This window comes from Rhizobium sp. WYCCWR 11152 (assembly GCF_013087615.1).
Classification (GTDB): domain Bacteria; phylum Pseudomonadota; class Alphaproteobacteria; order Rhizobiales; family Rhizobiaceae; genus Rhizobium; species Rhizobium indicum.
In genome coordinates this window covers 129,128-152,911 of the sequence record NZ_JABFCP010000003.1, presented here as the reverse complement: position 1 = coordinate 152,911, position 23,784 = coordinate 129,128, and the positions used below count along the sequence as shown (strand labels likewise).

Annotated in this window: 24 protein-coding genes; 10 read left to right on the top strand and 14 right to left on the bottom strand. The window is 62.7% G+C overall.

Annotated features, from left to right (window positions below):
• Window positions 1-238: 238 nt before the first annotated feature.
• The 4 genes from kdpC to G9X67_RS03175 form a co-directional block, all read right to left on the bottom strand.
• Window positions 239-808 carry a potassium-transporting ATPase subunit KdpC gene (gene kdpC / locus G9X67_RS03190; protein ID WP_171598039.1) on the bottom strand — a complete coding sequence of 190 codons (570 nt, stop codon included), beginning with the start codon at window positions 806-808 and terminating at the stop codon, window positions 239-241.
• A gap of 21 nt (window positions 809-829) precedes the next feature.
• Window positions 830-2,890 carry a potassium-transporting ATPase subunit KdpB gene (gene kdpB / locus G9X67_RS03185; RefSeq protein ID WP_171598038.1) on the bottom strand — a complete coding sequence of 687 codons (2,061 nt, stop codon included), beginning with the start codon at window positions 2,888-2,890 and terminating at the stop codon, window positions 830-832.
• A 209-nt stretch (window positions 2,891-3,099) separates the two neighbouring features.
• A complete protein-coding gene (gene kdpA / locus G9X67_RS03180; RefSeq protein ID WP_171598037.1) occupies window positions 3,100-4,803 on the bottom strand; it encodes a potassium-transporting ATPase subunit KdpA in 1,704 nt (567 codons plus the stop codon).
• 69 nt (window positions 4,804-4,872) lie between these two features.
• Window positions 4,873-4,962, bottom strand: a complete 90-nt coding sequence (locus tag G9X67_RS03175; RefSeq protein ID WP_003547774.1) for a K(+)-transporting ATPase subunit F — start codon at window positions 4,960-4,962, stop codon at window positions 4,873-4,875.
• A 96-nt stretch (window positions 4,963-5,058) separates the two neighbouring features.
• Here G9X67_RS03175 and G9X67_RS03170 point away from each other — a divergent pair, with 96 nt between their 5' ends.
• Together G9X67_RS03170 and G9X67_RS03165 are read left to right on the top strand one after the other, a co-directional pair.
• Complete coding sequence (locus G9X67_RS03170) at window positions 5,059-5,235, top strand: hypothetical protein (RefSeq protein ID WP_246697135.1); 177 nt, start codon at window positions 5,059-5,061, stop codon at window positions 5,233-5,235.
• Between the two features lie 218 nt (window positions 5,236-5,453).
• A complete protein-coding gene (locus G9X67_RS03165) occupies window positions 5,454-6,497 on the top strand; it encodes an NAD(P)-dependent alcohol dehydrogenase (protein ID WP_171598035.1) in 1,044 nt (347 codons plus the stop codon).
• A gap of 126 nt (window positions 6,498-6,623) precedes the next feature.
• On the opposite strand, the gene G9X67_RS03160 is transcribed toward G9X67_RS03165, so the two are convergent.
• From G9X67_RS03160 to G9X67_RS03145, 4 genes are all read right to left on the bottom strand, one after another.
• A complete protein-coding gene (locus G9X67_RS03160; protein ID WP_171598034.1) occupies window positions 6,624-7,193 on the bottom strand; it encodes a VTT domain-containing protein in 570 nt (189 codons plus the stop codon).
• A gap of 30 nt (window positions 7,194-7,223) precedes the next feature.
• On the bottom strand, window positions 7,224-8,585 hold the full coding sequence (locus G9X67_RS03155; protein ID WP_171598033.1) for an FAD-containing oxidoreductase: 1,362 nt from the start codon (window positions 8,583-8,585) through the stop codon (window positions 7,224-7,226).
• A complete protein-coding gene (locus G9X67_RS03150; RefSeq protein WP_138331345.1) occupies window positions 8,582-9,043 on the bottom strand; it encodes a DUF4126 family protein in 462 nt (153 codons plus the stop codon). Before G9X67_RS03150 ends, G9X67_RS03155 begins: the two co-directional genes overlap by 4 nt.
• Before the next feature lie 90 nt (window positions 9,044-9,133).
• Window positions 9,134-10,321 carry an acyl-CoA dehydrogenase gene (locus G9X67_RS03145; protein ID WP_138389684.1) on the bottom strand — a complete coding sequence of 396 codons (1,188 nt, stop codon included), beginning with the start codon at window positions 10,319-10,321 and terminating at the stop codon, window positions 9,134-9,136.
• Window positions 10,322-10,496: 175 nt separating this feature from the next.
• Here G9X67_RS03145 and G9X67_RS03140 point away from each other — a divergent pair, with 175 nt between their 5' ends.
• A complete protein-coding gene (locus tag G9X67_RS03140; protein WP_138331347.1) occupies window positions 10,497-10,835 on the top strand; it encodes a cupin domain-containing protein in 339 nt (112 codons plus the stop codon).
• Window positions 10,836-10,888: 53 nt separating this feature from the next.
• Here G9X67_RS03140 and G9X67_RS03135 read toward each other — a convergent pair whose 3' ends face one another.
• Window positions 10,889-11,842 carry a LysR family transcriptional regulator gene (locus tag G9X67_RS03135; protein WP_138331348.1) on the bottom strand — a complete coding sequence of 318 codons (954 nt, stop codon included), beginning with the start codon at window positions 11,840-11,842 and terminating at the stop codon, window positions 10,889-10,891.
• Between the two features lie 174 nt (window positions 11,843-12,016).
• Between G9X67_RS03135 and G9X67_RS03130 the strand changes: the two genes are divergently transcribed.
• From G9X67_RS03130 to mmsB, 7 genes are all read left to right on the top strand, one after another.
• Window positions 12,017-13,222 carry an ABC transporter substrate-binding protein gene (locus G9X67_RS03130; RefSeq protein ID WP_138331349.1) on the top strand — a complete coding sequence of 402 codons (1,206 nt, stop codon included), beginning with the start codon at window positions 12,017-12,019 and terminating at the stop codon, window positions 13,220-13,222.
• 5 nt (window positions 13,223-13,227) lie between these two features.
• Window positions 13,228-14,010 carry an ABC transporter ATP-binding protein gene (locus tag G9X67_RS03125; RefSeq protein WP_138331350.1) on the top strand — a complete coding sequence of 261 codons (783 nt, stop codon included), beginning with the start codon at window positions 13,228-13,230 and terminating at the stop codon, window positions 14,008-14,010.
• Window positions 14,010-14,711: an ABC transporter ATP-binding protein gene (locus G9X67_RS03120; protein WP_138389682.1), complete on the top strand. Its 702-nt coding sequence runs from the start codon at window positions 14,010-14,012 to the stop codon at window positions 14,709-14,711. The genes G9X67_RS03125 and G9X67_RS03120 overlap by 1 nt, the downstream gene beginning before the upstream one ends.
• A 4-nt stretch (window positions 14,712-14,715) precedes the next feature.
• Complete coding sequence (locus G9X67_RS03115) at window positions 14,716-15,603, top strand: branched-chain amino acid ABC transporter permease (protein WP_003547797.1); 888 nt, start codon at window positions 14,716-14,718, stop codon at window positions 15,601-15,603.
• 1 nt (window position 15,604) lies between these two features.
• The gene (locus G9X67_RS03110; RefSeq protein ID WP_003547798.1) at window positions 15,605-16,594 is read left to right on the top strand and encodes a branched-chain amino acid ABC transporter permease; all 990 of its coding nucleotides are present in this window, start codon (window positions 15,605-15,607) and stop codon (window positions 16,592-16,594) included.
• Window positions 16,595-16,725: 131 nt separating this feature from the next.
• Window positions 16,726-18,321 carry a GMC family oxidoreductase N-terminal domain-containing protein gene (locus tag G9X67_RS03105; RefSeq protein WP_171598245.1) on the top strand — a complete coding sequence of 532 codons (1,596 nt, stop codon included), beginning with the start codon at window positions 16,726-16,728 and terminating at the stop codon, window positions 18,319-18,321.
• A 9-nt stretch (window positions 18,322-18,330) separates the two neighbouring features.
• Window positions 18,331-19,212 carry a 3-hydroxyisobutyrate dehydrogenase gene (gene mmsB, locus G9X67_RS03100; RefSeq protein WP_171598032.1) on the top strand — a complete coding sequence of 294 codons (882 nt, stop codon included), beginning with the start codon at window positions 18,331-18,333 and terminating at the stop codon, window positions 19,210-19,212.
• Between the two features lie 16 nt (window positions 19,213-19,228).
• Here the strand turns inward: mmsB and G9X67_RS03095 are convergent, their stop codons facing one another.
• The 5 genes from G9X67_RS03095 to G9X67_RS03075 all read right to left on the bottom strand — a co-directional run bounded on the left by G9X67_RS03095 (window position 19,229) and on the right by G9X67_RS03075 (window position 23,764).
• Entirely contained in the window at window positions 19,229-19,987 is a 759-nt protein-coding gene (locus G9X67_RS03095) for a fumarylacetoacetate hydrolase family protein (protein ID WP_171598031.1), read from the bottom strand.
• Window positions 19,988-20,065: 78 nt separating this feature from the next.
• Entirely contained in the window at window positions 20,066-21,445 is a 1,380-nt protein-coding gene (locus G9X67_RS03090) for an FGGY-family carbohydrate kinase (protein WP_171598030.1), read from the bottom strand.
• Entirely contained in the window at window positions 21,442-21,762 is a 321-nt protein-coding gene (gene rhaM, locus G9X67_RS03085; RefSeq protein WP_171598029.1) for an L-rhamnose mutarotase, read from the bottom strand. The genes G9X67_RS03090 and rhaM overlap by 4 nt, the downstream gene beginning before the upstream one ends.
• Window positions 21,759-22,766 (bottom strand): ABC transporter permease, encoded by a 1,008-nt coding sequence (locus G9X67_RS03080; RefSeq protein ID WP_138389676.1) that lies wholly within the window; start codon window positions 22,764-22,766, stop codon window positions 21,759-21,761. The genes rhaM and G9X67_RS03080 overlap by 4 nt, the downstream gene beginning before the upstream one ends.
• Window positions 22,763-23,764 carry an ABC transporter permease gene (locus G9X67_RS03075; RefSeq protein WP_138389675.1) on the bottom strand — a complete coding sequence of 334 codons (1,002 nt, stop codon included), beginning with the start codon at window positions 23,762-23,764 and terminating at the stop codon, window positions 22,763-22,765. The genes G9X67_RS03080 and G9X67_RS03075 overlap by 4 nt, the downstream gene beginning before the upstream one ends.
• Between the last annotated feature and the right edge of the window lie 20 nt (window positions 23,765-23,784).

Here is a 23,784-nt window from a genome sequence, read left to right as displayed (position 1 = left end):
TCCTCGTCAAGTCAGTTTGGTTTGGCTGGCGGATGGTATTCCTGACATGGCGTTTGTGTCGTGAATGGCTTCTTCCGCCTTCCCTCTCTCCGTCATGCTCGGGCTTGACCCGAGCATCCACACCGCATCCTTCGACGGCCGTGGCATGGATCCTCGGCACAAGGCCGAGGATGACGGAGAGCAGGGTTGGCTTTCTCGCCGAACTCGCCCTAGCGAAACAGAAGCCGCGACCACACTTTTACTCAGTCATAGAAGCATCAAGGGTCTGGTTCAACGCCAGAACATTGACTGTAGGTTCGCCGAGAATGCCGAGCTCGCGGTCTTGAACGGCGCCGTCGACCAGAGCCTTGACCTTGGCCTCATCCAGGCTTCGCGCCTTGGCGACGCGCGCCACCTGGAAATAGGCGGCCTCCGGCGAGATGTGGGGATCGAGGCCGCTGCCCGAAGCGGTGACGAGGTCGGCGGGCACCTCCGCGTTCGGGTTTGCCGCCTTGGCGGCCTCATAGTCGCCCTTGACCCGGTCGATCAGCTTCTGGCTGGTCGGGCCGAGGTTGGAGCCGCTAGAGGCGGCGGCATTGTAGCCGTCGCCGGCGGCCGAGGGACGGCCGTGGAAATATTTGTCGCTGGTAAAGGCCTGGCCGACCAGCGTCGAGCCGATCACCTGGCCGTTCTTTTCGATCAGGCTGCCGTTCGCCTGGGTCGGGAAGAGGGCCTGAGCAGCACCCGTCATGGCGAGCGGATAGAGAAGGCCGGTGATGGCGGTGGTGGCGACGATCATGACGATCGCCGGACGAAGTTCTTTCAACATTGTTCTTACTCCTTGGAGTGTTCAGGCGAGACCGAGGGCTGCGACAGCCATGTCGATCGCTTTGATGCCGATGAAGGGGACGATGATGCCGCCGACGCCGTAGATCAGCAGGTTGCGCGACAGTAGCGCGCCGGCGCCGGTCGGACGGTAGCGCACACCCTTCAGCGACAGCGGGATCAGCGCGATTATGATCAGCGCGTTGAAGATGATCGCCGACAGGATGGCGCTTTGCGGCGTCGAAAGCCCCATGATGTTGAGCACGCCGAGCTGCGGGTAGAAGGTCAGGAACATCGCCGGGATGATGGCGAAATACTTGGCGATGTCGTTGGCGATCGAGAAGGTCGTCAGCGCGCCGCGAGTCATCAGGAGCTGCTTGCCGATCTCGACGATCTCGATGAGCTTCGTCGGATCGCTATCGAGATCGACCATGTTGCCGGCCTCGCGGGCAGCGACCGTGCCGGTGTTCATGGCAACGCCGACATCGGCCTGGGCAAGTGCGGGCGCGTCGTTGGTGCCGTCGCCGCACATGGCGACGAGCTTGCCCTTCGACTGTTCCTCGCGCATCAGCGCCAGCTTCATCTCCGGCGTTGCCTGGGCGAGGAAGTCGTCGACGCCGGCCTCTGCGGCGATGGCGGCTGCCGTCAGCGGGTTGTCGCCTGTGATCATCACGGTGCGGATGCCCATCCGGCGAAGCTCGGTGAAGCGCTCGCGGATGCCGCCCTTGACGATGTCCTTCAGCTGGATGACGCCGAGCAGCTTGCCGTCGCGGGCAACGGCGAGCGGCGTACCGCCAGCCTTGGCGACCTCGTCGGCGATCGACTGCAGTTCGCGCACGACCTCGCTGCCGTTTTTAGAGGATGGGTCGCCGTTGACATAGGCCAGCACGGCATCGACCGCGCCCTTGCGGATCGAGGCGCCTTCGAGATCGACGCCACTCATGCGGGTCTGGGCGGTGAAGGGCACGAAGGTCGCCTTGAGGCTTGCCATGTCGCGGCCGCGGATCGCATATTTCTCCTTGGCAAGTACGACGATGGAGCGGCCTTCCGGCGTTTCGTCGGCAAGCGAGGCGAGCTGAGCGGCGTCGGCGAGATCCTGTTCGGACACGCCGCGAACCGGGCGGAATGTCGTCGCCTGGCGATTGCCGAGCGTGATCGTGCCCGTCTTGTCGAGCAGCAGCGTGTCGACGTCGCCGGCGGCTTCGACCGCGCGGCCGGACATGGCGAGCACGTTGAAGCGGACGAGGCGGTCCATGCCGGCGATGCCGATTGCTGAGAGCAGCGCGCCGATCGTCGTCGGGATCAGAGTGACGAAGAGGGCGACGAGCACGATGATCGGGATCGAACCGCCGGCATAGATGGCAAAGCTCGGGATCGTCGCCGTCGCAAGCACGAAGATCAGCGTCATGCCGGCAAGCAGGATGTTGAGCGCGATCTCGTTCGGCGTCTTCTGGCGCTCTGCACCTTCGACGAGCGCAATCATCCGGTCGAGGAAGGTCGAGCCGGCAGCGGCGGTGATGCGCACGCGGATCCAGTCGGAAAGCACCTGCGTGCCGCCGGTCACGGCCGAGCGATCGCCGCCGGATTCGCGGATAACAGGGGCGGATTCGCCTGTTATCGCCGCTTCATTGACGGAGGCCACACCTTCGATGACTTCACCGTCCGACGGGATGATATCGCCGGCCTCGACGAGCACGAGATCACCGACCTTGAGGCTGGTGCCCGGCACCATGCGGTAGCCGCTGCCGTTATTGGCGGTGAGCAGCTTGGCCTGGGTTTCGGTGCGCGCCTTGCGCAGCGAATCGGCCTGCGCCTTGCCGCGGCCTTCGGCGACGGCTTCGGCGAAATTGGCAAACAGCACGGTGAACCAGAGCCAGAGATTGATCTGGAACGAGAAGCCGAGATTGCCGTTGCCCGCCACCAGATCGCGTAGGAAGAGAACGGTGGTCAGCACCGAGACCGTGGCCACGACGAACATGACCGGGTTTCTGGCAAGCGCGCGGGGGTTGAGCTTCTTGAAAGCGGCCCCCACGGCCGGAATGAGGATGCGAGAATCCATGACGCTCGCGGATTTTGCCTGGCTCATAAGAGACTCCAGCTTTGAAACGAGGATGGCGAACCGGCAGCCGGTCAGCCCTGTAAGACTTTGAAGATGGCGGCGATGACGAGGAGGCCTGCCATCATCACCAGGATGATGTCGGAGGCTTGGGGTCTCGGGCCATTCCCTCGTCCCGGCGCACCGGAACGAGGGTGGAAGGCGTTGCGAAGCCTGTGACGGAGGATCATGACATCACCTCAGAAGGTCTGGCCGGCGATCATGACCAGGTGCTCGACGACGGGGCCGAGCGCCAAGGCCGGGAAGAAGGTCAGGCCGCCGACGATCAGGATCGTGCCGACAAGCAGGCCGACGAAGAGCGGACCGTCCGTCGGGAAGGTGCCGGCCGAGGCCGGAACTGTCTTCTTGGCGATCAGCGAGCCGGCGATGGCAAGGGCCGGGATGATGACCAGGAAGCGCCCGGCGAGCATGCCGATGCCGAGTGTCACGTTGTACCAGGGCGTATTGCCCGTCAGGCCGCCGAAAGCCGAGCCGTTGTTGGCCGCAGCCGAGGTATAGGCGTAGAGGATTTCGGAGAAGCCGTGCGGGCCGGCAGTGCCGATAGAGGCGACGGCGGAAGGCAGCACCGTGGCGATCGCGGTGAAGACCAACATGGCGAGCGGCAGGCAGAGGATGGCGAGAACGGCCATCTTCATTTCCTTCGCCTCGATCTTCTTGCCGAGATATTCCGGCGTGCGGCCGACCATCAGGCCGGCGACGAAGACGGCGACGATGATGAACAGCAGGATGCCGTAGAAACCCGCGCCGACACCGCCGACGATGACTTCGCCGAGCTGCATGTTGATCAGCGGAACGAGGCCGCCGAGTGCGGTGAAGCTGCCGTGCATCGCATTGACCGCTCCGCACGAGGCCGCCGTGGTGATGACCGCAAAGAGTGAGGATAGGGCGACGCCGAAGCGGACTTCCTTGCCTTCCATATTGCCGCCGCCAAGACCAAAGGCATGCATCAGCGGGTTGCCGGCGGCTTCTGCCCAATAGGTGACACCGACACCGACGGTGAACAGGATGCCCATCGTGGCAAGGATCGCCCAGCCCTGGCGCTGATTGCCGACCATGCGGCCGAAAACATTGGTGAGGGCCGCACCGATTGCGAAGATCGAGACCATCTGGATGAGGTTGGAGATCGCATCGGGGTTTTCGAACGGATGGGCGGAATTGGCGTTGAAGAAGCCGCCGCCATTGGTGCCGAGCATCTTGATCGCGAGCTGCGATGCAACAGGCCCGACGGCGATGGTCTGCTGCGCGCCTTCGAGCGTGGTCGCATTGACGTAGGGGCCAAGCGTCTGCGGCACGCCGAGATAGACGTAGACCAGTGTCAGCACGATGCAGATCGGCAGCAGCACATAGAAGGTCGCCCTGGTCATATCGACCCAGAAATTGCCGACGGCCTTGCCCGACGCGCGCGAGAAGGCGCGGATGAAGGCGAGCGCGATGGCGATGCCGGTCGCCGCAGAGACGAAGTTCTGAACCGTGAAGCCGGCCATCTGGGTCAGATAGGACATTGTGCTTTCGCCGCCGTAATTCTGCCAGTTGGTGTTGCTGACGAAGCTGACGGCGGTGTTGAAGGAAAGCTCGGGCGGGACGGCGGCCATGCCGGCTGGATTATAGGGAAGGCCGGCCTGCAGACGTTGCAGCGCGTAAAGCACGATGACGCCGAGCAGGCTGAACATCAGCATGGCGAAGGCATAGGAGGTCCAATGCTGCTCCTCGCCATCGCTGGTGCCGGCAAGGCGGTAAAGCCCCCGTTCGATCGGAACGAGGACCGGTGACAGGAAAGTGCGCTCGCCGTTGAAGACACGCGTCATGTAACCGCCGAGCGGTTTGACGAGTACGAGGACGATCCCGCAGTAAAGCAGGATCTGAAGCCATCCGTTGAGGGTCATTTGGGGTAACTTTCAATACCCGGCTGCTTCTCGGTCGCGCATGCGCGACCTCAGAAGCGCCAGTTCCTTTTAGAAGCGTTCCGGGCGAAGGAGAGCGTAGGTGAGATAAACTGTGAGAAACACGGTTACGGCACCGCTCAAGACATAATCGAGGGTCATCGTCGGTTCTCCTGTCAAAGCCTGTCGCAGGCTCGGGTGTAGGCAAAGCACAGCGCGAAGAATATGATCGCGGTGCCAAGTAGAATGATATCCATCATGATCGTGACTCCTGTTGTTCTTGTTGGAGTCAGACAAGACAAAGGGCGCTGGGAGGCCGCCTTTCATGCTTTCTGGCGTGGAGATGATCTTTTCGATCTCTCGGCCATCAATATGGAGCCGAAGGGCATAAAGGTTCGAGACGGACGACAGGCCATCAATATAAAAATCTTATAAATGCCGTTACGCGGCCGCTCGCCATCGGACCAGGCTGGCGAGTTTCGGACGGGCCGCGGCAGGGCTCTGAACCTCCGGCAGATCTGCTTGAGCATTTTTTCACTTGTTGAGCAAAAGCCATCGCAATCCGGTTGAATTGGGAAGGCTTCGGGCCTTATAGTCGGCTTCGACGCTGCCCGATGGAGTCATGGGCAAGCCATTAGGGAAGGAAACCGACGATGACCAAAGTCCGTGCGCTTGTCCTCGAGCGCCAGCATGAGCTTGCGCTTCGCGATATCGATCTGCCGCTTGAAACCGGCCCTGGCGAGGTGAAGATCAGGATCCACACGGTTGGCGTGTGCGGTTCGGACGTGCATTATTACACCCACGGCAAGATCGGCCCCTTCGTCGTCAACGCGCCGATGGTGCTCGGCCATGAGGCGGCGGGCACGGTGATCGAGGTCGGGGCCGGCGTCACGCATCTCAAAGTCGGCGACCGCGTCTGCATGGAGCCCGGCATTCCCGACCCGAATTCCAAGGCAAGCCGGATCGGCATGTACAATATCGACCCGGCAGTCACCTTCTGGGCGACCCCGCCGATCCACGGCGTGCTGACGCCCGAGGTCGTGCATCCCGCCAACTACACCTTCAAGCTGCCCGACAATGTCAGCTTTGCCGAAGGCGCCATGGTCGAACCCTTCGCCGTCGGCATGCAGGCGGCCACCAAGGCGAAGATTACGCCGGGTGATACTGCCGTCGTCCTCGGCGCTGGGCCGATCGGCACTATGGTGGCGATCGCGGCGCTTGCCGGCGGCTGCGCCCGCGCGATCGTCGCCGATCTTGCCCAGCCGAAGCTCGATATCGCCGCACAGTACCAAGGCGTCATTCCGGTGAATATCCGCGAGAAGAACCTGGCCGAAGAGGTTGCCCGGCTGACCGACGGCTGGGGCGCCGATGTCGTCTTCGAATGCTCCGGCTCGCCGAAGGCCTGGGAGACCATCATGGCGCTGCCGCGCCCGGGCGGCGTCATCGTCGTCGTCGGCCTGCCGGTCAACCCGATCGGCTTCGACGTCTCGACGGCATCCACCAAGGAAATCCGCATCGAGACGGTGTTCCGCTACGCGCACCAGTATGAGCGCTCGATCGCGCTGCTCGGCTCGGGAAGAGTGGATCTGAAGCCGCTGATTTCCGAGACCTTTAAGTTCGAAGATTCGATCAAGGCATTTGATCGCGCCGTTGAGGCGCGGCCGAGCGACGTGAAGCTGCAGATCGTGATGGAGTAGAGCATGATGCCGAAAAGTGTGATCGGTTTTCGGACAACATCATGCTCCAATTATATAAATTTAGAACAGGATTCAGATTTTAGGCCGACCCGGCCTAAAATCATCCTGTTCTAGGACGCCATACGGCTATGAGTGCCTGGCACTCAGTTTTATCTTCCGAAAGGCAAGAGCCGCGCCTGCAACGACAGCCGCGGCTCCGACTGCGATCAGCAGATGACGATGAAGGGGAAGGTGGCCCAATGTCTGTTGGATGCCGTGCCCGAAGAGATAACCGAGCGCCGTGAAAAGCTGCCCCCACACCAGCGCGGCCACGGCATTCAGGATGATGAATTTGCCGGTCGCTATTCGCGTCGTCCCGATGACGATCGGGCTGATCGTCCGCAACCCCACAAGAAAACGAAACGCAAGGATGAAGCCGGTCGGATATCTTTCCAGAAGCCGGGTTACGCGCGCCAGCGCCGGTGTTTCCATCAGCCGCCGGACCAGCCCCCATCGCGCCGCATAACGGCCGGCGAAGAACCAGAACTGATCGCCGGCGAACGAGCCCGCCGTTGCCGCGAGCGACGCCGACCAATAGGTCAGCAGCCCGCGGTGAGAAATCACGCCGCCGAGGAAGGCAGCTGTTTCGCCTTCGAAGGCTGCGCCCAGAAATATCGCCAGCAGGCCGTAGTGCTCGATCAGCAGTTCGATAGACACGCAGCTGTCCTCGGCCCGGGGTTTCTACAGCTAAACCGGCTTCAAATCCCCAAGCAGCGTCGGGATCAGCTCCGACACCGTCGGATGGATCGGCACCGACCATTGCAAGGCGGGATAGGTTGTTCCTGCATTCATCGCATCTATGATGCCGTGGATCACCTCGTCGCCCTCGATGCCCAGGATCGCCGCACCGAGGATTTTTTTGGTCTCGGCGTCGGCGATCACCTTCATGAAGCCCTTGGTCTCGCCGCGCTCGTTGGCGCGGCCGACGCGGCTCATCGGCCGGGTCGAGATCATGATTCTTCGTCCCGAGGCGCGCGCCTGCTTCTCCGTCATGCCGACACGGCCAAGCGGCGGGTCGATATAGAGCGCATAGGCCGGGATACGGCTCGACACCTTGCGATCGTCGCCGTCGAGCAGATTGGCGGCGGCGATCTCGAAATCATTGTACGAGGTGTGGGTGAAGGCGCCGTGGCCGTTGCAATCGCCAAGCGCCCAGATGCCGTCGACATTGGTGGCAAGCCTGTCGTCGACGGTAATGAAGCCGCGTCCGTCGGTGATGACGCCGGCGGCATCGAGGCCGAGATCGTCGGTGTTCGGCTTGCGGCCGGTGGCAATCAGCACATGGCTCGCATCGATCCTCGCTGAATCGGTGGCGACCGTTATTCCGTCGCTGCTCTTGGCAAAGGCGATGTCGCTGACGCCGGTATGAATGTCGATGCCCTCCGAGCGCAGGACATCGGCGATCGCGTCGGATATATCCTCGTCCTCGCGCGACGCGAGTTTCGGGCCGTGCTCGATGACGCTGACTTCGGCGCCGAAGCGGCGATACATCTGTGCGAATTCCAGCCCGATATAACTGCCGCCGATCACGGCCAGATGCCGTGGCAGCGTGTCGAGATGGATGATCGAGGTGCTGGTGAGGTAATCGATATCGTTGATCCCAGGCAGGTCAGGGATGACCGGCCGCGCTCCGACATTGAGGAAGATGCGCGGCGCAGTCAGCGTCTCGCCGTTGACGCTGACGGTCTTTGGGTCCTCGAAACGGGCATGGCCGTAGATCACGGTCATGCCCTCCATGCCGGCGAACCAGCCGATCAGGCCGTTGCGGGCGTTCATGGTCACGCTTTCGGCGCGCGCCCTGACCACCTTCATGTCGATGGCGATCTCGCCAGGGATATTGACGCCGTAAGCAGCGCCGTTTCTTGCGACATGAGCGGCGCGGGCGCTGGCGACCAGTGTCTTCGTCGGCATGCAGCCGGCATTGACGCAGGTGCCGCCGAGGAACTTGCGTTCGATCAGCGCCACCTTCATGCCCTTTTCGACCATCCTGGCGGCAAGAAAGGGGCCGGCCTGACCGGCGCCGATAACGATGGCGTCGAAGCTTTTCATGCGACGGCCCCCACGATCAGCACCGCGCCGATGACGGCGACGGCATCCTCGATGAGAGCGGCCGGCAGATCCTTGCCGAAGGAGGCGGCAAGCCTGCTGCGGATGGCGGCGCCACCATATGTGCCGATGACGGCGCCGATCACGCCGGCGATCAGCCCGCCGAAAAGCAGGCTGCTGGCGGCACCGATCGTGGCGCCGGCCAGCGCGCCCGTGACAATGCGGGCGCCGAATTGCACCGGCACCTTACGCGACGGCGTCGATGGCAGCTGATCGGTGATCAGTTCGACGACGGCGAGAAGCGTGAAGATCCACGGCGTCCATTGGTAACCCATGAAGGCAAGCGGCGTCTGCGAGACATCGAACCATCCAAGTGCTGCGCCCCAGGCGACGGCGGCGGGCGCCGTCATGGCGCGAAGCCCGGCAATGACACCAATCAGCAATGCAAGAAGCAGAAACATGCATGATCCCCCTTTTGCCGGCTCTTGCCGTCGTCAGGGAAGGTTGCACATTGTCAGGCGCGTGGCAATTCGCCCTTTCGCGCCAATGCGCTAGTTCGCAAAAGCGGCAATGCCGGTGATCGCCCGGCCGATGATCAGCGCGTGGATGTCGTGCGTGCCCTCATAGGTGTTGACCACTTCGAGGTTGACGAGATGACGGGCGATGCCGAATTCGTCGGAGATGCCGTTGCCGCCGAGCATGTCTCGGGCCGCCCGCGCGATCTCCAGCGCCTTGCCGCAGCTGTTGCGCTTGAGGATCGAGGTCAGTTCCACCGGCGGATGGCCTTCCTCTTTCATGCGGCCAAGCCGCAGGCAGCCCTGAAGGCCGAGCGAGATTTCCGCCGCCATGTCGGCGAGCTTCTTCTGGATCAGCTGGTTGGCGGCGAGCGGCCGGCCGAACTGCTTGCGCTCGAGCGTGTATTGCCGGGCTCTCGCATAACAATCCTCGGCAGCACCGAGTGCGCCCCAGGCGATGCCGAAACGGGCGGAGTTGAGGCAGGTGAACGGTCCCTTGAGGCCGGTCACATCAGGCAGAAGGTTTTCCTCAGGCACGAACACCCCGTCCATCACCACCTCGCCGGTGATCGAAGCGCGCAGGCCCACCTTGCCGTGGATCGCAGGCGCCGAAAGTCCTTTCCAGCCCTTTTCGAGGATGAAGCCGCGGATGAGGCCGTCCTCGGTCTTTGCCCAGACGACGAAAACATCGGCGATCGGCGCGTTGGAGATCCAGGTCTTCGAGCCGGTCAGGCTGTAGCCGCCGTCCACCTTTTTGGCACGTGTTGCCATCGAGCCGGGGTCGGAGCCGTGATCGGGTTCGGTCAGGCCGAAGCAGCCGATCCATTCGCCGGTGGCGAGTTTCGGCAGGTATTTCAGCTTTTGCGCCTCGGAGCCAAAGGTTTCGATTGGCACCATCACGAGCGAGGACTGCACGCTCATCATCGAGCGGTAACCGCTGTCGACCCGCTCGACCTCGCGGGCGATCAGGCCGTAGGCGACGTAGCCGAGGCCGGCGCCGCCATAATCGGGCGAGATCGTCGGGCCGAGCAGGCCGAGTTCGCCCATTTCGCGGAAGATCTCGGGATCGGTCTTTTCATTGCGGAAGGCGTCGAGAACACGGGGAGCAAGCTTTTCCTGCGCATAGGCACGGGCGGTGTCCTGCACCATGCGCTCTTCACTGGTCAGCTGCTCCACCAGGCGGAACGGATCGGCCCAGTCGAAAACTTCGCGCGTATGCTGCATGGCCGCGTCTCCTCATCCCGGTTCTGGCTTGCCTCGCTCAAGTTGGCCATAGACCCGCCAGCCGACCGCGTCAACAGAAGGCGGCAGTCTCGAAAAGACCGGCCGCGCCATCTTTTCAAAAGCGTCGGCATGATCCACTTTGCCCGCGATCGATTCTGGAACGAGGAGGCGGAAAATGTCGTCAAGCGATCTGTTCGTATCGGCCGAAGGCGCCGAATGGGTCAATCCCGAGCCCGGCGTCGTCAGGCGCATCATGACATATCTGCCCGAGATGATGCTGGTGGAAGTGGCCTTCGAAAGCGGCGCCGTGGGCGCGGCCCATTCGCATCCGCACATCCAGGCAAGCTACGTCGCCGAAGGCAGTTTCGAAGTGACGATCGATGGCCGGACCGAGGTGCTCAAGCAGGGCGGCAGCTTCATTGTGCCCCCCAATCTGGTGCATGGCGTCAAGGCGCTGGAAAAGGGCCGGCTGATCGATGCATTCACCCCGCACCGGGCCGAATTCCTGAAGTAACCAGAGCATGATGCTGAAAACTGTGAGCGGTTTCGGACGGCATCATGCTCTAATTAAACGTCCGCTCTTGTCCTGCGCGCAGGGCCGGCGGCCGTGACATAGGGCGGCACGAAGCGCGCATCTTCGCCGCGCACCGCCTCGCGCAGGAAATCGATGACGGCGCGCACGCGCGGCGCCTGTTTCAGGTCGCGGTGGCAGGTGATCCAGTAATGGCGCTTGAGGTCGATCTCTTCGGGCAGCACGCGCACCAGTTCGGGATAACGGCTGGCGAAGAAATAGGGCAGGATGCAGAGGCCGAGGCCGTTTCGAGTGGCAGTCAGCTGCGCAAAGATGCTGGAGCTCTGGAACTGCGGCTTGATGCGCGGGTGCACATCGCCGAGATAATCCAGGCCGGGCGCAAAGATCATCTCCTCGATATAGCTGACGAAGGGATGGCTGAGCAGGTCTTCGCGGCAGGTGATCTCAGGCGCCTTCGCCAGATAATCGCGCGAGCCATAGACCTGCAGGTGATAATCCGTCAGCTTCTCGGCGAAATAGGCCCCGCCCTTCGGCTCGTCGAGCACGACGGAAAGATCGGCCTCCTTGCGCGACAGCGACATGATCTGCTGGATCGTCACCAGTTCCAGCGCCAGATGCGGATGCTGGGCGGCAAACTGCGGCAGCACGGTTGCGAAGAAGAAATTGGCAAAACCCTCCGGCGCGCTCAGCCGCACCAGGCCGCGCTGCGCCATCGAGCCGGCGGCAAGATCGGCGCGCAGCCGCTCGGTCTCCTGCTCCATCTTCTCGGCCGTCTCGACAAAGCGCGTGCCCATGGCGGTCAGTACATAGCCGCGCGGATTGCGCTCGAACAGCTTGACCTTGAGCGTGAACTCCAGCCGGTCGATGCGGCGCGAGACGGTGGCATGGCTGGAACGCAGCTGACGGGCCGCCGTCGACAGCTGTCCGGTGCGGGCGACGGCTAGAAAAAACTGCAGATCGTCCCAAGTAAACTGCGGTGGATTGTTCATCGCGATCCTCTCTGTTCAAAAATGAACAGATACTGTTTGGAATTAGTTGTAAATCACCCGTTGCCTCAGGGCGGGATTTCCGTGATCGTAAGGTGAGGGTCCGCCGTCCTGAGGAGTGCGGCTGGCCAAATTTGAACAGATCCGCAATCTGGCCAATCTCTGGGAGGAGATCATATGCGAAAGAATCTCATTGCATCAGTTGCATTTCTGCTTGCGAGCAGCACTGCGGTGCTCGCGCAGAGCGCGACCGACGGCAAGGTCAAGATCGGCATCCTGAACGACCAGTCGGGTGTCTATGCCGATTTCGGCGGCAAGTCCTCCGTCGAAGCCGCCAAGATGGCGGTCGAGGATTTCGGCGGCAAGGTGCTCGACGTTCCGGTCGAGATCGTTGATGCCGACCATCAGAACAAGCCTGATATCGCCTCCAACATCGCCCGCCAGTGGTACGACACCGAACAGGTGGATGCGATCATGGAACTGACGACCTCGTCGGTGGCGCTCGCCGTGCAGGCGATCGGCAAGGAAAAGAAGAAGATCGACATCGTCACGGGTGCTGCGACGACCGATCTCACCGGCAAGGCCTGCTCGCCTTACGGCTTCCATTGGGCCTACGACACCCATGCACTCGCCGTCGGCACCGGCGGCGCGCTCGTCAAGCAGGGCGGCGACAGCTGGTTCTTCCTGACGGCCGACTATGCCTTCGGCTACTCGCTGGAGCAGCAGACCAGCGACTATGTCAAGGCGAGCGGCGGCAAGGTCGTCGGCGCCGTCCGCCATCCGCTGTCCACCCAGGACTTCTCGTCCTTCCTGCTGCAGGCGCAATCATCCGGCGCCAAGGTGATCGGCCTTGCCAATGCCGGCCTCGACACCGCAAACGCCATCAAGCAGGCGGCCGAATTCGGCATCACCCAGGGCGGCCAGCATCTGGCGGCGCTGCTCTTCACGCTCGCCGAAGTCCATGGTCTCGGCCTTGAGGCGGCTCAAGGGTTGACGTTGACGGAAGGCTATTACTGGAATCGCGACGACGAGAGCCGCGCCTTCGCCAAGAAGTTCTTCGCCCGCACCGGCAAGATGCCGAACATGATCCATGCCGGCACCTATTCGGCGGTGACACAATATCTGAAGGCGGTGCAGAAGGCCGGCACCGACGAAACGGAAGCCGTCGCCAAGCAGCTGCATGAAATGCCGGTCGACGACGTCTTCGGCCGCGGCGGCACGGTCGGCGCCAATGGCCGCATGATCCACGACATGTATCTGCTGCAGGTCAAGAAGCCTTCCGAGAGCAAGGAGCCGTGGGATTATTTCAACGTGCTCGCCACCATTCCCGGCAAGGAAGCCTATATCGATCCCGCCAAGAGCGGCTGCGATCTGGTAAAGTAAGCACGATGGCGGTTTCCGCAATTGAAACACAGGAAAAGCCGCGGGTGGTCTTGTCCGCCCGCGGCCTGCGCCGCGATTTCGGCGGCTTCACGGCCGTCAAGAACGTCGATCTCGACGTGCATGACGCCAGCGTGCATGCGCTGATCGGCCCGAACGGCGCCGGCAAGACGACGGTCTTCAACCTGCTGACCAAGTTCCTGCAGCCGACCTCAGGCACCATCAGCCTGATGGGCGTTGACATCACCGGAACGCCGCCCGACAAGGTGGCGCGCATGGGGCTGGTCCGCTCTTTCCAGATCTCGGCGGTCTTCCCGCATCTGACCGTTCTCGACAATGTCCGCGTGGCGTTGCAGCGGCCGAACAATCTTTCCACACAGTTCTGGCGGCCGCTTTCCGCACTCGACCGGCTGAACGAGCGCGCCGAGCAGCTGCTCGCCAGCGTCGGACTGTCCAAGGAGCGCGATCACATCGCCGCCGATCTTTCCTATGGCCGCAAGCGCGTGCTGGAGATCGCCACCACGCTGGCATTGGATCCGAAAGTGCTGCTGCTCGACGAGCCGATGGCCGGCATGGGGCAGGAGGATGTCGGCGTCGTCTCCTCGATCATCCGCGAGGTCGCCCGCGACCGCGCCGTATTGATGGTCGAGCACAATCTCTCCGTCGTCGCCAATATCTGCCAGCATGTCACCGTGCTGCAGCGCGGCGAGATCCTCGCCGAGGGCGACTATGCGACGGTCAGCCAGGACGAGCGTGTGCGTGTGGCCTATATGGGCACGGAGGAGCATTGATGGCCACTCTCCTCGAAGTCCAGGGGCTCAATGCCTGGTACGGCGAAAGCCACGTCCTGCACGGCGTCGACATGCGCGTTGCCGAAGGCGAGACGATCACCATTCTGGGCCGCAACGGCGTCGGCAAGACGACGACGCTGCGCACCATCACCGGCATCGTACGGGCCCGTAAGGGCAAGATCAGCTTTGACGGCAGCGATATGATGCAGGTGCCCCTGCACAAGACGGCGCATCGGGGCATCGGCTTCGTGCCGGAGGAGCGCGGCATCTTCTCGACGCTGACCGTTTCGGAAAACCTGCTGCTGCCGCCTGTCGTGGCAGGCGGCGGCATGACGCTCGACGAGATCTACGAGCTTTTCCCCAATCTCTATGAGCGCCGCGGCAGCCCAGGCACCAAACTGTCAGGCGGCGAGCAGCAGATGCTGGCGATCGCCCGAATCCTCCGCACCGGCGTCAGGCTGCTCATTCTCGATGAACCGACGGAGGGGCTTGCCCCTGTTATCGTCCAACGCATCGGCGAGGTGCTGAAGACGCTGAAGGAGCGCGGCATGACGATCCTGCTCGTCGAGCAGAATTTCCGTTTCGCCAGCCGTATTGCCGATCGCTTCTATCTGATGGATCATGGGCAGATGGTGTCGGAATTCCCGGTCGGTGAACTGCCGCAGCGCATGGATACGCTGCACAAGGTTCTGGGAGTATGACCAGATGACGATGATCTTCGGCATTCCCCTGCAGGCGTTGTTCGGCCAGTTGCTGATCGGCCTGATCAACGGCTCGTTCTACGCGCTGCTCAGCCTCGGCCTCGCCATCATTTTCGGCCTGCTCCGGGTGATCAACTTCGCCCATGGCGCGCAATATATGCTCGGCGCCTTCGTCGCCTACCTGCTGCTGACCTATGCCGGCATCGGCTACTGGCCGTCATTGATCCTGGCGCCAGTGATCGTCGGCCTTGCGGGTGCAATCATCGAGCGGCTGTTCCTGCGCCGGCTCTACGATCTCGATCCGCTCTACGGCCTGCTCTTCACCTTCGGACTGGCGCTCGCGGTCGAGGGCACCTTCCGCTATCTCTACGGCTCTTCCGGCCAGCCCTATGCAACGCCGGCGGCTCTTGCCGGCGGGGCCAACCTCGGCTTCATGTTCCTGCCGATCTATCGCGGCTGGGTGGTGGTCGTCTCGCTCGTCGTCTGCCTCGGCACCTGGCTGCTGATCGAGAAGACCAAACTCGGGGCTTACCTGCGTGCCGCCACCGAAAACGCCGTGCTGGTGCAGGTCTTCGGTGTCAACGTGCCGGTGCTCTTGACGCTCACCTATGCGCTCGGCGCCGGTCTCGCCGCCTTTGCCGGCGTGCTGGCGGCACCGATCTACCAGGTCTCGCCGCTGATGGGCTCGAACATGATCATCGTCGTCTTCGCCGTCGTCGTCGTCGGCGGCATGGGATCGATTATGGGCGCGATCATCACCGGTTACGTGCTCGGCATTGCCGAGGGCCTGACCAAGGTCTTCTATCCCGAGGCGTCCAATATCGTGATCTTCGTCATCATGGCGATCGTGCTTCTCATCAGGCCCGCGGGCCTCTTCGGACGGGATGCTTGACATGGCCGACATCACCGAAACCATCCAAACGGAAAAAAGCCGAACCGCCCTTTCGGTGCAGGCGGGTTTCCTGCTTGCGGGACTGCTGCTCCTGCTGCTGGCGCCGTTCTTTTTCTATCCGATCTTCCTGATGAAGCTGCTCTGCTTCGCGCTCTTTGCCTGCGCCTTCAACCTGCTGCTCGGTTATACCGGCCTGCTGTCCTTCGGCCACGCCACCTTCTTCGGCGGTGCCGCCTATTTCACCGCCTATACGGTGAAGGAATGGGGCTTGCCGCCGGAACTCGGCATCCTGATCGGCGTGGCGGGTGCGGCGTTTCTCGGTCTCGTGATGGGCTTCTTCGCCATCCGCCGCCAGGGCATCTATTTCGCGATGATCACGCTGGCGCTGTCGCAGATGTTCTTCTTCTTCTGCCTGCAGGCGGAGTTCACCGAGGGCGAGGACGGCATCCAGTCCGTGCCCCGCGGCCATCTCTTCGGCTTCATCGATCTGAACAGCTCGACCAACATGTATTATTTCGTGCTGGCCGTCTTCCTGGTCGGCATCCTGATCATCTGGCGCTTTATCAATTCGCCCTTCGGCATGATTCTGAAATCGATCCGCGAAAACGAGCAACGGGCGATCTCGCTCGGCTATTCCGTGGCGCGCTACAAGCTCGGTGCCTTCGTCATGTCGGCAGCGCTTGCCGGGCTCGCAGGCGCGGTGAAATCGATCGTCTTCCAGTTCGCGACGCTGACAGATGTCGCCTGGCAGATGTCGGGCGAGGTGATCCTGATGACGCTGCTCGGCGGCATCGGCACGCTGATCGGCCCGCTCTTCGGCGCCGGGCTGGTGGTGGTGCTGGAAAACTACCTCGCCACGTCGGAATTCCCGGTGACGATCATCACCGGCATCGTCTTCATGGTCTGCGTGCTGATCTTCCGCCGCGGCATCATCGGCGAATTCTACGCCTCGCGGCTGGGGCGGAAACTGGGCTTCGTCTATCGCCGCTGAACGGGCGGACCTCTCTTTCCGGAAAGAACTACTCTTTCCCGGGAAAGAGACGGGCGGCGGCGCTGCGACTATTCCTCTCCCCGTGCCGCGGGGAGGGGGAAGCGGCAAGCATGTGGAGTCTCATGCGGGGCATGGATCGTTACGACTACATCATCGTTGGGGCAGGCAGCGCCGGCTGCGTGCTCGCCAACCGGCTGTCTGCCGATGGCCGGAGCCGGGTGCTGCTGCTCGAAGCCGGCGGCAGCGACAACTATCACTGGATCCATATTCCGGTCGGTTATCTCTATTGCATCAACAATCCGCGCACCGACTGGTGCTTCACTACGGCGCCGGAAGCGGGATTGAACGGCCGGGCGCTGAGTTATCCGCGCGGCAAGGTTCTCGGCGGCTGTTCGTCGATCAACGGCATGATCTACATGCGCGGCCAGGCGCGTGATTACGACCTCTGGCGGCAGATGGGCTGCAGCGGCTGGGGCTGGGACGATATTCTGCCCTTCTTCCGCAAGTCCGAGGATTTTTATCGCGGCGAAGACGAGATGCATGGTGCCGGCGGCGAATGGCGCATCGAGAAAGCGCGCGTGCGCTGGGCCGTGCTCGACGCCTTCCAGCAGGCTGCCAGGGAAGCGGGCATTCCTGAAACCGCGGATTTCAACCGCGGCAGCAACGAGGGCTCCGGCTATTTCGACGTCAACCAGCGCTCCGGCATTCGCTGGAACACCTCGAAGGCCTTCCTGCGGCCGGTGATGAAGCGCTCCAACCTGACCGTGCTGACCAAGGCACAGGTCCGGCGGCTGCTGGTGGAGGAAGGCGCCGTTGCCGGCGTCGAGTTCCAGCATCGTGGCGTGGCGAAACGCGCCTATGCGGCGAAAGAGACCGTCCTTTCGGCCGGTTCGATCGGCTCGCCGCACATCCTGGAACTGTCGGGCATCGGCCGGGGGGAGGTTCTCAGACAGGCGGGCGTCGATGTCGTCACCGAGGTCAAGGGTGTCGGCGAGAACCTGCAGGACCATCTGCAACTGCGTCTGGCCTACAAGGTGACGGGGGTTCCGACGCTGAACGAGAAGGCGACGAAGCTGATCGGCAAGGCGGCGATCGGGCTCGAATATCTCGTCCGCCGCTCCGGGCCGATGGCGATGGCGCCGAGCCAGCTTGGCATCTTCACCCGATCGGGCCCGGACCGGGAAACGCCCGACCTGCAATATCACGTGCAGCCGGTCTCGCTGGAGAAGTTCGGCGATCCCGTCCATCCTTTCCCGGCAATCACCGCGAGCGTCTGCAATCTCAGGCCGGAAAGCCGCGGTTCGGTTCACCTGTCCAGCCCGGATTTTGCCGCTCAGCCGACGATCAGCCCGAAATACCTGTCGACGCAGCGCGATCGTGACATAGCTGTTCGCTCAATACGGTTGACGCGCAAGATCGTCGCGCAGCCTTCGTTTGCCCGTTTCAGGCCGGAGGAATTCAAGCCGGGGCCCGCCTATCAGACGGAGGCCGATCTGGAGCGGGCGGCGGGCGAGATCGGCACGACGATCTTCCATCCTGTCGGCACCTGCCGCATGGGCGCCGACAGGGACAGCGTCGTCGATCCCCGGTTGAAGCTCAGGGCGCTCGGCAAGCTCAGGATCGCCGACGCCTCGGTGATGCCGTCGATCACCTCGGGCAACACCAATTCGCCGACGATCATGATCGCCGAAAAGGCGGCAGCAATGATCCTCGAAGACAATCGATAGGAGAAGACCATGGCAAGGATCGCATTCATCGGCCTCGGCAACATGGGTGGGCCGATGGCCGCCAATCTGGTCAAATCAGGTCACGAGGTCCTCGGCTTCGATCTCGCGGCGTCCGTGCTGAAGGCGGCCGAGGAGAGCGGCGTCAAGCCGGCAAGCCATGCCAGCCAGGCGGTCAAGGAAGCGGAGATCATCATCACCATGCTGCCGCAGGGCAGACACGTGCTGACGGCCTGGACCGATATCCTGCAGTCCGCCGCGCAAGGCACGTTGGTCATCGATTGCTCGACCATCGATGTCGAAAGCAGCCGCAAGTCGCATGAGATGGCCAAGGCCGCAAGCTGCCTGTCGCTCGACGCCCCGGTCTCCGGCGGCACCGGCGGGGCGACCGCGGGCACGCTGACCTTCATGGCCGGCGGCTCGGAAGACGCCTTCGCCGAGGCAAAGCCAATCCTCGAGGCCATGGGAAAGAAGATCGTCCATTGCGGCGAGGCCGGCGCCGGCCAGGCGGCGAAGATCTGCAACAACATGATATTAGGTATTTCGATGGTGGGCGTCTGCGAGGCCTTCGTGCTCGCCGAAAAGCTCGGGCTCTCGCATCAGGCGCTGTTCGACGTCGCCTCGACCTCGTCGGGCCAGTGCTGGTCGATCAATACCTATTGCCCGGTGCCCGGACCGGTGCCGACCTCGCCGGCGAACAATGACTACAAACCGGGCTTTGCCGCGGCTCTGATGCTGAAGGATCTCAGGCTCTCCCAGGAAGCGGCGCTGGCGAGTGGCGCCTCCACGCCGCTCGGCGCGGAAGCAGCGCAGCTTTATGCGCTCTTCGAAAAGCAGGGCAATGGCGGAAGGGACTTTTCCGCCATCATCGAGATGTTCCGCGAGAAGGCGTAAGCACCGCGGCGTCAAATCAAGCCTTAGATACCGAGAAGCTGAGCCTGCTGTTGCCGAGCAGGATGTCGATTTCGCCGGGTTCGGTCAGTTCGATCGCGCCGCTCAGCGTGCCCGTCGTCAGGAGTGCGCCTGCCTTCAGCGATGTCTCGGGGCGGAGGCCGTCATTAGCATAATCGATGAGCCAGGTGAGAACGTCGCCTTTCGGATGCTGCGCCGGACCATCATAGATCGTGCGGCCGGCATGAGTGACCTTGAGCGGCGTGCCGCCTACGGTGTCGACGACGCGTTTCTCGACCTCCGGGCCGAGTACATAGCCGCTATTGCCGAGGCGGTCGGCGACGAACAGCAGAAACGAAACGCTGCCGCTTTCCTTCACAGCGCTGACCAGCAGCTCGGCGCCGAGATAGACAGCGGAAATCGCCTCGACCACCTCGGCGCGGCTGTAGGGAACGCCCGCGCGGACCGGCAGGTCGCTGCCGAGACGGACGGCGATCTCGGTCTCGAATTTCAGGCCCGGATACCAGGGAATGTCCGCGCCCGAAACGGCTTTGGCATAGGGATACAGCGTACCGGCGACCGCTTGGCCCTGCGGCGAGACCGTGACTTTCCAGGCATTGCTCGAAATACGGTCCGCAGCAGTGAGCAAATTCTGCGCCTCCATCGCCTGATGCAGATCGGCTGGCAGCGCGAAAGTGTCCGTGGCCTCCTGCAGGCCGGCCTGGCGCAGGCTGTGAAGCCGGGCGGCAAGGGCGCGCGGATCGAATGTCTCTGTCATGCTATCTCCTCGACATGATTTTGGAGTGCCACACTAGCGGCAAGACGAGGACGAACAAGGCCGTTCTTGGAAAAGGTCCTATTCCATCGCTGCGTGCCAGCGATCGCGATAGGTGGTCAGTCCTGGGATATCGGTCGGCGGAACATGTGTCTCGGCACCCGATACCGGCCGGATGCCGGTGAGAAGGGCCGCTCCCTGACTGGTGCCGGTCGAGCCCGGAAGGGCCATGACCTCGCGGCCGGTCAGGGCGGCAAGGAGCTTGAGATAGGTCCCATTGAGCGCAAAAGGCCCTTCGACGATAACGGGGCCTTTGGCGCCGACCAGTCCGAGGCAGGCATTGGTCATCAAAGCGAGATAGAGACAGGCGACGGCAGAGCGCTCCTCGCGGCTTGCCTCATTGGCGCCGATCCAGCGGCTTGTCTTTCCCGGAAAAGGCCCGGAACCGGAGGCGATATTCGCCAGCAGCATCATGCCTTTGTCGATCACGGGACCGATTGCCGCCAGGGCGGCATTTTCGTCGACGGGGCCGATCTCGGCCGACAGGATCTCGAATTCACGGCCGCCCATGAAGCGGGAAGAGGGGACGGCGCGGCCATAGGCATCGACATTGGCGAGCGCATCGCGTTCCGGATCGAGATGATCGAGATCGCCGCCGACGCCGAAATTGATGACCCATGTTCCGGTGGAGACGACGGCAAAGGGCGCTTCGCGATGGACGAGATGCGGCAGCAGCGAGGCATTGGAATCGTGAATGCCGCAATAGACCGGCACGGCTGCAGCAAGGCCGAGCTCAGCGGCGATGCCGGGAAGAACCGGGCCGAGTGCATCGAAAGCGGAACGGATCGGCGCCATGAGGTCGCGAATGCCAAGCCTGTCGACGAGCGAGGAATAGTGGCCCTCCCTCGGGTTCCAGAGGTCGGTATGGCAGCCGAGCGAGGTCAGCTCATTGGCGGCGACACCGGTCAGCCGTGCCGTCCAATATTGCGCATAGGTGAGGATGGTCGCAACCTTGGCAAACTCCTCGGGAAAGGCGGTCTTCTGGTAGTGCAGCTGTGCGCCGACATTGAGACCCATCGCCAGGCGCGGCGAGAAGGTCTCGTCAAAGGAGGGGCGGAGCGCCGTATAGGCGTCGCGGATGTCCTGCGGATATTCGTGTTCGTAGTCGATGACAGGCATGGCAAGCGTGCCGTCTCGGCCAAGCAATGCAGCGGATGCGCCATGGGTGGTGATCGAAATGGCGTCGAAGCCAGGTTCGCGCGCAAGGCTCTTCAGTGCATCGAGCGCAAAGGACCAGAGAGCCTCTACGTCGTAATGCGGATAGAGACCGGTTTTGATCGCGATATTCGGCCGTTTCAGGACGGCGATCTCGGCGCCCGTCTCGCTGTCGAGGACGACGACCTTGGCATTGGTCTTGCCGATGTCGAGGACGGCGATGCGGCGATAAGAGGTGGCGTTCATGGCATATGGAAGACGGTGACCAGGTCGCTCTGGACCGGTGAATTATCGAGATTGGTCGCCATGATGTCGGCCATGTGCGCCCACCATTTTTTCACAACCGGATGGTCCGGCAGGCTCGCCATCGTGTGGTCGGCCGGCCGCGTCAACACGCCGAACAGCGTGTTGGTCTCGCGGTCGAGATGGATGGAATAGTCGCTGGCGCCCGACTTGTGCAGAATATTGACCAGTTCCGGCCAGATCTCGTCATGCCGCTTGCGGTATTCGGCTTCCATGCCGGGATTGAGCTGCATTTTGAAGGCGTGTTTTTCTAAAGTCATCGGGAGCTCATGACCTTGATGCGGCGGGCGATGATCGGGATGGCGATGGTGATGATGAGAAGCAGGCCGATGAAGATCGACATGACGATGCCGGGCACGTTGAGCAGGCCGAGGCCGAAGGTGACGAGGCCCATGACGAAGGCGGCGATGACGACGCCGACGATGGTGCCGGAACCGCCGAGGATCGAGATGCCGCCGAGCACGACCATGGTGACGACCTCGAGTTCCCAGCCCTGGGCGATCGACGGCCGGGTCGAGCCGAGGCGTGAGGTCAGGCAGACGGCGGCAACGCCGCTCATGACGCCGGTCAACAGGAAGAGGATGAATTTGACGCGCTCGACCGGAATGCCGGAGAAGCGGGCGGCGAAGTCGTTGTTGCCGATCGCATAGACCTGCCGGCCGAAATTCGTCGCATGCAGCAGCACGGCGAAGAGGATCGCCAGCACGATGAAGAGCACGAATTCGAAGGAGAATACCCAGACGACATAGCCCTGGCCGAAATAGGCGAAATCAGCCGGGTATTTGCCATAGGCTTGGTCGCCGAGGACGATATAGGAAATGCCGCGGAAAAGGCTCATCGTGCCGATGGTGACGACGATCGACGGCAGTTTCAGCACCGAGACCAGAACGCCGTTGAAGATGCCGCAGGCAAGGCCGGTGCCGATGCCGATCGCGACCAGGCCCGGTGTGCCGATGCCGAGCTGTGCTGCCGCGCCCATTGCCGTCGAGGCGAGCGCGATGATCGCGGCGACCGAGAGGTCGATCTCGCCCGATATGACGAGCAGTGCCATGGCGAAGGCGATCATTGCCTTTTCGGTGAAATTGAAGGTGGCGTCCGAGAGGTTCCAGGCATCGAGGAAATAGGGCGAGGCCAGCGAATTGAAGATGAAGATCAGGATGGCGACGGCAAAGAGCAGCACTTCCCAGCTCGCGGCGATGCGGCGGAAGGGTGTGCCGAGGCGGTCGGGGATGACCCGCTTTTCGTGTGTGGACACGGTGCTCATACTACGGCCTCCGTTCTGATCTCGGCTGCGGCGCGGTCGCGCAGGATGATGCGGCCGCGGTTGCGCTCGCGCCTGGCGTTGAAGGCGACGGCGAGAATGATGACGGTTCCGGAGATTGCCATCTGCGTGAAGGGTGAAATGCCGATGACCGGCAGTGCATTCTTGATGACGCCGAGGAAAAGCGCGCCGAGCACGGTGCCGGCGACCGAGCCGACGCCGCCGGCAATCGAGATGCCGCCGATGACGCAGGCCGCGACGCTGTCGAGCTCGAAGCCGTTGGCGATATCGACATAGGCGACGGCATAACGCGACACCCAGAGATAGCTCGCAAGGCCGGCTAGCGCGCCCGACAGGACGAAGGCCAGGAATTTCGTCCAGCCCGTATCGATGCCGGCATAGACGGCCGCGGTCGGATTGCCGCCGGTCGCATAGGCCGAGCGGCCGAACTGGGTGTATCTGAGCAGGACATACATCAGAAGCACGATGACGATGCCCACCCAGCCGAGAACTGGCAGGCCGAGGATCGGCGTGCGCGGCACCGACAAGAAGACCGGCGTCATCTGGTGGGCGTTCACCCACGCCCCGCCCGAGAGCACGAAGGCCATGCCGCGGTAGATGGTGAGCGTGCCGAGCGTGACGACGATCGGCGGGATTTCGAGCGCCCAGACGAGAAAGCCGTTGATAGCGCCGAGGCAGGCGCCGATCACGATCGCGGCAAGGATGAGCACGACGAGCGGCAGATCGGGATAGGCGGCATTCATCATCGCGATCGCCATGCCGGTGAAGGCGAGGTTGGCGGCGACGGACAGGTCGATCGATTTCGTCAGGATGACCGTCATCTGCGCCAGCGCCAGGATGATCAGGATGGAGGTATCGTTGAAAATGCCGGCGAGATTCTCCGGCGTTGCGAAATCGGCAGCGCGCGTCGAAAAGATCGCGATCATCACGACGATGATGAGGAACAGCAGGGTTTCGCGTTTTCTGATCAGTCTTGCCATGCTCTTACCTTGCATTGCGG

Coding starts and splice junctions, on each gene's coding strand:
- kdpC (WP_171598039.1), bottom strand. CDS start 808: ATGTTGAAAGAACTTCGTCCGGCGATCGTCATGATCGTCGCCACCACC.
- kdpB (WP_171598038.1), bottom strand. CDS start 2,890: ATGAGCCAGGCAAAATCCGCGAGCGTCATGGATTCTCGCATCCTCATT.
- kdpA (WP_171598037.1), bottom strand. CDS start 4,803: ATGACCCTCAACGGATGGCTTCAGATCCTGCTTTACTGCGGGATCGTC.
- G9X67_RS03175 (WP_003547774.1), bottom strand. CDS start 4,962: ATGACCCTCGATTATGTCTTGAGCGGTGCCGTAACCGTGTTTCTCACA.
- G9X67_RS03170 (WP_246697135.1), top strand. CDS start 5,059: ATGATCGTGACTCCTGTTGTTCTTGTTGGAGTCAGACAAGACAAAGGG.
- G9X67_RS03165 (WP_171598035.1), top strand. CDS start 5,454: ATGACCAAAGTCCGTGCGCTTGTCCTCGAGCGCCAGCATGAGCTTGCG.
- G9X67_RS03155 (WP_171598033.1), bottom strand. CDS start 8,585: ATGAAAAGCTTCGACGCCATCGTTATCGGCGCCGGTCAGGCCGGCCCC.
- G9X67_RS03150 (WP_138331345.1), bottom strand. CDS start 9,043: ATGTTTCTGCTTCTTGCATTGCTGATTGGTGTCATTGCCGGGCTTCGC.
- G9X67_RS03145 (WP_138389684.1), bottom strand. CDS start 10,321: ATGCAGCATACGCGCGAAGTTTTCGACTGGGCCGATCCGTTCCGCCTG.
- G9X67_RS03140 (WP_138331347.1), top strand. CDS start 10,497: ATGTCGTCAAGCGATCTGTTCGTATCGGCCGAAGGCGCCGAATGGGTC.
- G9X67_RS03135 (WP_138331348.1), bottom strand. CDS start 11,842: ATGAACAATCCACCGCAGTTTACTTGGGACGATCTGCAGTTTTTTCTA.
- G9X67_RS03130 (WP_138331349.1), top strand. CDS start 12,017: ATGCGAAAGAATCTCATTGCATCAGTTGCATTTCTGCTTGCGAGCAGC.
- G9X67_RS03125 (WP_138331350.1), top strand. CDS start 13,228: ATGGCGGTTTCCGCAATTGAAACACAGGAAAAGCCGCGGGTGGTCTTG.
- G9X67_RS03120 (WP_138389682.1), top strand. CDS start 14,010: ATGGCCACTCTCCTCGAAGTCCAGGGGCTCAATGCCTGGTACGGCGAA.
- G9X67_RS03115 (WP_003547797.1), top strand. CDS start 14,716: ATGACGATGATCTTCGGCATTCCCCTGCAGGCGTTGTTCGGCCAGTTG.
- G9X67_RS03110 (WP_003547798.1), top strand. CDS start 15,605: ATGGCCGACATCACCGAAACCATCCAAACGGAAAAAAGCCGAACCGCC.
- G9X67_RS03105 (WP_171598245.1), top strand. CDS start 16,726: ATGGATCGTTACGACTACATCATCGTTGGGGCAGGCAGCGCCGGCTGC.
- mmsB (WP_171598032.1), top strand. CDS start 18,331: ATGGCAAGGATCGCATTCATCGGCCTCGGCAACATGGGTGGGCCGATG.
- G9X67_RS03095 (WP_171598031.1), bottom strand. CDS start 19,987: ATGACAGAGACATTCGATCCGCGCGCCCTTGCCGCCCGGCTTCACAGC.
- G9X67_RS03090 (WP_171598030.1), bottom strand. CDS start 21,445: ATGAACGCCACCTCTTATCGCCGCATCGCCGTCCTCGACATCGGCAAG.
- rhaM (WP_171598029.1), bottom strand. CDS start 21,762: ATGACTTTAGAAAAACACGCCTTCAAAATGCAGCTCAATCCCGGCATG.
- G9X67_RS03080 (WP_138389676.1), bottom strand. CDS start 22,766: ATGAGCACCGTGTCCACACACGAAAAGCGGGTCATCCCCGACCGCCTC.
- G9X67_RS03075 (WP_138389675.1), bottom strand. CDS start 23,764: ATGGCAAGACTGATCAGAAAACGCGAAACCCTGCTGTTCCTCATCATC.